Here is a 7,167-nt window from a genome sequence, read left to right as displayed (position 1 = left end):
AATAGATTGGATCACTGTTTCCGTTAATTCGGTGCTCGGATTCGGTTGTTAGAATAGATTGGATCACTGTTTCCGTTGATTCGGTGCTCGGATTCGGTTGTTATAACTTTACGGCTAACCTAACCTTAGTCGCCTCAACCGCCAAAGGGGGCGGGCGCGCCCCCTTATGGAATCCCGCGCTTGCGCGAAATATTGTGGCTTCGCCATGCCCTCCGGCAGCTTGCAGGCTAATCGAACCGGGCCCGACTCGCTCCCAGCTCGACAGCCCCTTTCGCCGCGTCCATGCGGCTCATTCGGCCTGCAATCTTTGTCGGCAATATTCCTGATTGCGCCCAACGTCAAAATCAAAACCTTTTCTTTAGGTTTTGATGTTTAAAAGCACATTTGAGCAGCCGAGTGAAGAGAGTAGGCAAGGCAACCCGCCAAGGACGGCGGGTTGAGGCGTCATGAGCAGGGACGCGAATAAAGCCGTCCGTTAGCCGGAACGATGATTGAGGGCACCTGCGAAGCAGGCCAGCGATACGTGCGCAAGCGCGGATTGTTAAGGCCCACGCTTATGGGCCTTAACTCGGTTGAGGCGGCGGAAATGAATTGAGCACTGAACGATTATCAACCGAAACAGTGATCCAATCTATTCTAACAACCGAACCGGATCACCGAATCAACCGAATCAACCGAATCAACCAAATCAACCAAATCACCAAATCAACCAAAATAATCAACCGGATCACTTACCACCAGGACGAGTGACTAAAACCCCTTCATCAACCCCACCACACCCTGCACATAACCATCCAACGTCTCCTCCTCCATCTCATTTGCCCCCTGCACCAAAAACGGTGGTAAATAATCCATTCCGGTCAGGTTTGCCATGGCATGGAAGGGCAATAACAGATCTAACGCCGGATAACGGTTATATCCCTGTGGCGTATAATCCTGAGCCTTCCCTCCAGTGGAGACCACCAACTGCAACGGCTTACCCTGTAGCTTATTGCCACCACTGCCGTAGGCAAAACCATGGGTTAATACCGCATCCTGCCATTCACTTAAAATAGCCGGTGAGCTGTACCAGTAAAACGGAAACATCATCACAATCACATCATGTGACTTCAACAACTCCTGTTCCCGCGCCACATCTATCTGAAAATCAGGGTATTCACGCATCAGTTCATGCACCGTGACATTCACTAATGGGCGGATGGCCTCTATCAACCGACGGTTAATACGAGACTCATCCGGGTGACGATGGGATGTTAAGACTAAAATAGCGGGCATAGCACTTCTCCAACCAGTTTGATAAACCTATTTTTTCATTTTCCGGCTGGTCGGTGTAGGCTGCTATCAGTCACATTAATTTCAACTAAAGGTATCAACCACTATGTCGCTGCCTCTGGATATTCATCGTTTACTGCCCGCTTTTCTCACCGCAGCTCAGAGTGACAACTTCTCCACCGCAGCCAGGCAGCTAGGTATCACACCCGCTGCGGTCAGCAAGAATATCCGCGTACTGGAAGAAAAACTGGCGCTACGTCTGTTTCAGCGCAATACCCACAGCGTGGTGCTAACGGATGAAGGCAAAACATTATTGGCACGAGTGGCACCACTGTGGCAGGCACTTTCCACCACTCTGGATACGGTGCGTAATGATGAGCGACAACCCAGTGGTACGGTGCGGGTCAGTGTCATCCCCGGCTTTGGCCGCCAACTGTTGATGCCACTTATTCCAAAATTTATGGCACGTTATCCGCAGATTGATTTGGATCTTTCACTGGAGGCCAGAGTGGTGAATTTGGTCGGAGAAGGATTTGATGTCGGTATCGGCACTCGCATCGATCCCGATAGCCGCTTGATTGCTCGTCAGCTTTACCCAATGCAAATGCTGCTGGCGGCATCCCCTGCTTATCTGGCCCGCATTGGTTCACCCAGTAACCCACAGGATCTCTATCAGCATCAGTGTTTAATACACCGTAATCCATCAAATGGCCGGAGAGTAAAATGGCAATTGCAGCAGAATAATGAGGTTCAATCCTTAGAGTTGTCAGGTCGTTTGATCTCTTCCCAGCCGGATATGCTGCTACATGCCGCATTAGCGGATATGGGGATCACCTATGTGGCACAATGGCATGCAGCGCCACACTTTGCCGATGGCAGTCTTATGCCGGTATTGGTGAGTTACTGGCCCGCCCCGACCCCAGTATGGCTTTATTATGCTTCTGCCGATTTACCCCCCAGAGTCCGTGTTTGGGTTGATTTTCTGTTAAAACATTTCGGCCCACATCACGCTTTATCCGCACAATAAGTCACATAAAAATATCGTTTTTGTGACGCACTGAGCAGGGAATAGACCTAACGTCGATTTCCTTGTTCTAAGTCAAATTAGTTGACTGTCACTTCTGCCATTACCCATATATAGTGGTTGTAGGAATTCAAACATCTATATGTAGTAGTTATCCACAAAACCATCCACACCTCCCTCGCAGCCCTTACCCGCTGCGGCTTGCCTTGTGGATAAGATTTCTTGTGGATAATTATTACCGGCTACAGGAGCAGGCATTGTGAAAACAGTAGTGATTAAACGGGACGGTTGTCAGGTACCTTTTGATGAGGTGCGGATCAAGGAAGCCGTCGAGCGCGCAGCCTTGGCTGTTGACGTTGTGGACGCAGATTATTGTGCAACTGTTGCCCGTGTGGTCGCTCAGACGATGGAAAACCAGCCGAAAGTTGATATCCGCGACATCCAAACTGCGGTAGAAAACCAACTGATGGCCGGTCAATACAAGCAGTTAGCCCGCGCCTATATTGAATATCGCCATGACAGGGATATCTCGCGGGAGCTGCGTGGTCGCCTGAATCAGGAAATCCGTGGATTGGTTGAGCAAAGTAACAAAGCGCTGCTTAACGAAAATGCCAATAAAGACAGTAAAGTGATCCCCACCCAGCGCGATCTGCTGGCCGGTATTGTGGCGAAACACTATGCCAAACAGCATATCTTGCCACGGGATGTGGTGTTAGCGCATGAACGTGGTGAAATCCACTATCACGATTTGGATTACGCGCCCTTCTTCCCAATGTTCAACTGTATGTTGATTGATCTCGATGGCATGCTAACCCAAGGCTTTAAAATGGGTAATGCGGAAATTGAACCACCGAAATCCATTTCTACCGCCACCGCAGTGACCGCACAGATTATCGCGCAGGTTGCCAGCCATATCTATGGTGGTACAACCATTAACCGTATCGATGAAATTCTGGCCCCGTTTGTCACTGAAAGTTTTAACAAACATAAATCTGTGGCTCAAGAGTGGCAAATTCCTGATGCCGCCGGTTATGCCATGTCGCGCACCGAGAAAGAGTGTTACGACGCCTTCCAGTCACTGGAATATGAAGTTAACACCCTCCACACCGCCAATGGTCAGACCCCCTTTGTCACTTTCGGTTTTGGCTTAGGTACCAGTTGGCAATCGCGCATGATCCAGCAGGCCATTTTGCGTAACCGTATTGCCGGTTTGGGCAAAAATCGCAAAACCGCGGTATTCCCGAAACTGGTGTTTGCTATCCGTGACGGTCTTAATCACAAGTTTGGCGATGCCAATTACGATATCAAACAGTTGGCGCTGGAGTGTGCGACTAAACGCATGTACCCGGACATTCTAAATTACGACCAAGTGGTAAAAGTAACCGGTTCCTTTAAAACACCAATGGGTTGCCGCAGCTTCCTTGGAGTGTATGAAGAAGAGGGTAAACAGATCCACGATGGCCGTAATAACCTCGGGGTTATAAGTCTCAACCTGCCACGTATTGCGCTGGAAGCCAAAGGCGATGAAGCCCAATTCTGGCAATTACTGGATGAACGCCTGCTGTTAGCCAAGAAAGCCCTGATGACCCGTATTGCCCGTCTGGAAGGGATTAAAGCCCGTGTGGCTCCGATTCTGTATATGGAAGGGGCTTGCGGCGTGCGCTTACAAGCCGACGACAACGTTTCTGAGATCTTTAAAAATGGCCGCGCATCCATCTCGCTGGGCTTTATCGGTATTCATGAAACGGTTAATGCGCTGTTTGGTCATCAGACCCATGTCTTTGATGACCAAAAGTTGCGTGAAAAAGGCGTGGCTATCGTCGAACGGATGAGACAAGCAACAGATAGCTGGAAAGATGAAACCGGCTACGCCTTTAGCCTGTACAGCACACCAAGTGAAAACCTGTGTGACCGTTTCTGCCGCCTTGATACCGCTGAATTTGGTGTGGTGGACGGCGTCACCGACAAAGGCTATTACACCAACAGCTTCCATCTGGATGTTGAGAAAAAAGTTAACCCATACGACAAACTGGACTTCGAAGCACCTTACCCACCATTGGCGAACGGCGGCTTCATTTGTTACGGCGAATACCCTAACTTGCAGCACAACCTCAGAGCGTTGGAAGATGTCTGGGACTACAGCTACAGTCGGGTGCCTTATTACGGTACTAACACGCCAATTGATGAGTGCTACGAATGTGGCTTCACCGGTGAATTCTCTTGTACCAGTAAAGGTTTTACCTGCCCGAAATGTGGCAATCATGAGCCATCGAAAGTCTCGGTAACCCGCAGAGTATGTGGCTATCTGGGTAGCCCGGATGCACGACCATTCAATGCCGGTAAGCAAGAAGAAGTGAAGCGGCGCGTGAAACATCTGGCGAACGGACAACTGGGCTGATTTTCAATATTGAAATTACCCCAATAATATTAATCGCCCCCAGAGGAATTGGAGTTGCAGGTAGGCAGCAAGCAAATAACAAATCGGTCGGGAACTGATTTGAACAGCATTTATGCTAGCCCGTAGGGTGAGCCTCAAGGATGAGGCTCATTAATCCCGATGAACTTACGCAGTCAAGTGATTCGGGTTTGTGAAAGCAGCGCCCCCCCTGCAGCTTCAAGTACGAAGGGGAACATATTGGACAAGTAATTATTAACTATCATCAATACTACCCGGTCGATGTCATCAACGGCCCCGGCACCCGTTGCACGCTGTTCGTCTCTGGCTGCGTGCACCAGTGTGTGGGTTGTTATAACAAAAGTACCTGGCGACTGAATTCGGGTAAGCCATTTACTCGTGAACTAGAGGATCAGATAGTGGCTGATCTCAATGACGCCCGCATCCATCGGCAGGGGTTATCCCTCTCCGGCGGTGATCCGCTGCACCCGCAAAACCTGTCTGCGATACTGCAACTGGTTAAGCGAGTGCGTAATGAGTGCGATAGCAAAGATATTTGGGTCTGGACGGGCTACACCCTGGCTGAACTGAGCGACGAACAACAGCAAGTGGTTGATCTGATCAACGTGTTGGTTGACGGCAAATTCGTACAAGATCTAAAAGATCCTTCGCTTATCTGGCGTGGCAGCGGTAATCAGGTTATCCATCACCTGCGTTAATTGGCAAAATTATAGGTCAAAGTAGCATTAAACCGCCAATCACGGCGTGTGCTATCACTGGGGAGGTCGCCAATCGGCCTCGCCCCTTCCAATGACAGTGAATAGTGTTTGTTGTCACCAAAGGTCACCCCAACGGCATATGAAGCCAGCTTCTTCGCGGGGAAAATGGCAGAGTTGTACCACGTGTGGGCTGTATCCAAAACCACATAAGGTTGAACCGTCTTCAACCAGTTGCCCTGTTCCCGGTTATGCAGATAGCGCATTTCTACCTGCCCGCCATAACCATAATCCCCGGTTGCGTCACTGTCTGGATAACCACGGCCGAAGCGCAGTCCGCCAAATGTGACATGCTCGGCCTCGGGTAAATCATTGTCCGACCAATCCCCTTCTGCCGAGGCACTCAAGCGCCATTTCTCATCCATCAGATATGCCCCGTCACCGGTGAGTTTCCAGCGGGTAAAGCCCAAGTCGCCCCACGGTACCGAACTGGATGCCAGAGCACCATTGATCCCCTTGCGCACACTGGCGCGGGTGCTCCAATAAGATTGGGTATATTCCTGATAACCCGCCAGGGCTAATTCAGCCGCCGGATAACGCATTCGCTGATTCTGCTCTTCTAAATCCAGCAAATAATTATTAACAGTATTAAATCGGGCGCGAGTTTTTAGATTGTAACTTTTCTCCAGATAATCTACGCCACCACTCAGGGTCCATTGCCGCTTGCGCGTTAATTGCAATGGATAACTCAATACCACACCACCGGTATATTGCGTCTGCTCGGAACGCGTTGATAAGGTAATATCCTGCGGATACAATGTCAGTACATCGGTATAGTCTTTGGGAATCTGCTTATAATAGCTGCCACGGGTTTGTAGTAATAATCCATTGCTCCCTAGATATTGCTGATAGTTTAAACCAAGATATTGGTCGCGATTTTTACTGTCGAGCGGTAATAACGTCGCCACACCAAATTGTTCGGCATAGGGTGTAAATCCACTTAAGGTTGCATTAAGTACACCACTGTATACTCCTTTGCGGCTATCCAGCGCAGTACTAACATTCCAGTTACGTGGATGTTCGGCTTTAACGTCCAGTAGTGTCGCGCCATAAATATTATCCGGGTTTTTAGCCGTGGCAATGACTTTGGTATCCGGGGTCCGGCTCATCAAAATATTGTAGCGTTCAAAGGTGTCCTGCGTCAGTGGCTTCTCTGCCATGATGCGCTGTGATAGCTTGGTTAGCCAGCGGCCTATCGCAACATTTTCACTTTGAATCCGCGTATTGGCAATGTAACCCTCAACCAAGCCTATTTTTACCGTGCCATTAATAAAGTTATCTGAGGGTAAATAAGCATAAGAGAGAATATAACCGTCTTGCTGATATAATGTAGTAATAGATTGGGTTGCCACCAATAAATTCTTTAACGGTACTTTTTTACCAATATAACCGTTGAACGGTTCACGAAGTAACTTAAGATCATAACGCGTACCACCAATAAATTGAATATGCTGCACATCAATTAAGGTTTCAAGTGTTAACTTAGCGTTGGGAGCAGGCACTGAAATAGCAGGTGGCGCTGTTCGTGTGGTTTGGGGTTTAGCAATGTCACGTGATATTCTGGACGGGTTATTCTGATCAATCAACATGGGAACCGTATTGGCCCATGCACTATATTGCCATATCCCACCAGTACCAAATAACAATAACAGCCACACTCTATTATTCATAGAATATTTCCTTATGCGCACATTAAATTA

At 48.8% G+C, this 7,167-nt stretch carries 5 protein-coding genes; 3 read left to right on the top strand and 2 right to left on the bottom strand.

What is annotated here, in order from left to right:
- Positions 1-750 precede the first annotated feature (750 nt).
- The gene (locus V2A85_RS20795; protein ID WP_420072244.1) at positions 751-1,275 is read right to left on the bottom strand and encodes an NAD(P)H-dependent oxidoreductase; all 525 of its coding nucleotides are present in this window, start codon (positions 1,273-1,275) and stop codon (positions 751-753) included.
- Positions 1,276-1,378: 103 nt separating this feature from the next.
- Here V2A85_RS20795 and V2A85_RS20790 point away from each other — a divergent pair, with 103 nt between their 5' ends.
- From V2A85_RS20790 to nrdG, 3 genes are all read left to right on the top strand, one after another.
- The gene (locus tag V2A85_RS20790; protein ID WP_420072243.1) at positions 1,379-2,299 is read left to right on the top strand and encodes a LysR substrate-binding domain-containing protein; all 921 of its coding nucleotides are present in this window, start codon (positions 1,379-1,381) and stop codon (positions 2,297-2,299) included.
- Positions 2,300-2,555: 256 nt separating this feature from the next.
- A complete protein-coding gene (nrdD, locus tag V2A85_RS20785) occupies positions 2,556-4,694 on the top strand; it encodes an anaerobic ribonucleoside-triphosphate reductase (protein ID WP_372557864.1) in 2,139 nt (712 codons plus the stop codon).
- Between the two features lie 251 nt (positions 4,695-4,945).
- The gene (nrdG, locus tag V2A85_RS20780) at positions 4,946-5,410 is read left to right on the top strand and encodes an anaerobic ribonucleoside-triphosphate reductase-activating protein (protein ID WP_372559811.1); all 465 of its coding nucleotides are present in this window, start codon (positions 4,946-4,948) and stop codon (positions 5,408-5,410) included.
- Here the strand turns inward: nrdG and V2A85_RS20775 are convergent.
- Positions 5,407-7,137: a ShlB/FhaC/HecB family hemolysin secretion/activation protein gene (locus V2A85_RS20775; protein ID WP_420072242.1), complete on the bottom strand. Its 1,731-nt coding sequence runs from the start codon at positions 7,135-7,137 to the stop codon at positions 5,407-5,409. The genes nrdG and V2A85_RS20775 overlap by 4 nt on opposite strands.
- Positions 7,138-7,167: the final 30 nt, after the last annotated feature.

The organism is Yersinia sp. 1252 StPb PI, from assembly GCF_048593885.1.
GTDB classification, from domain to species: domain Bacteria; phylum Pseudomonadota; class Gammaproteobacteria; order Enterobacterales; family Enterobacteriaceae; genus Yersinia; species Yersinia enterocolitica_E.
Note: the sequence above shows the minus strand (reverse complement) of the source record. Positions and strands in the feature narration are given on the sequence as shown.

Bases quoted from the DNA above. Each gene is read 5' to 3' on its own strand.
- V2A85_RS20790 (WP_420072243.1), top strand. From the start codon at position 1,379: ATGTCGCTGCCTCTGGATATTCATCGTTTACTGCCCGCTTTTCTCACC.
- V2A85_RS20795 (WP_420072244.1), bottom strand. From the start codon at position 1,275: ATGCCCGCTATTTTAGTCTTAACATCCCATCGTCACCCGGATGAGTCT.
- V2A85_RS20775 (WP_420072242.1), bottom strand. From the start codon at position 7,137: ATGAATAATAGAGTGTGGCTGTTATTGTTATTTGGTACTGGTGGGATA.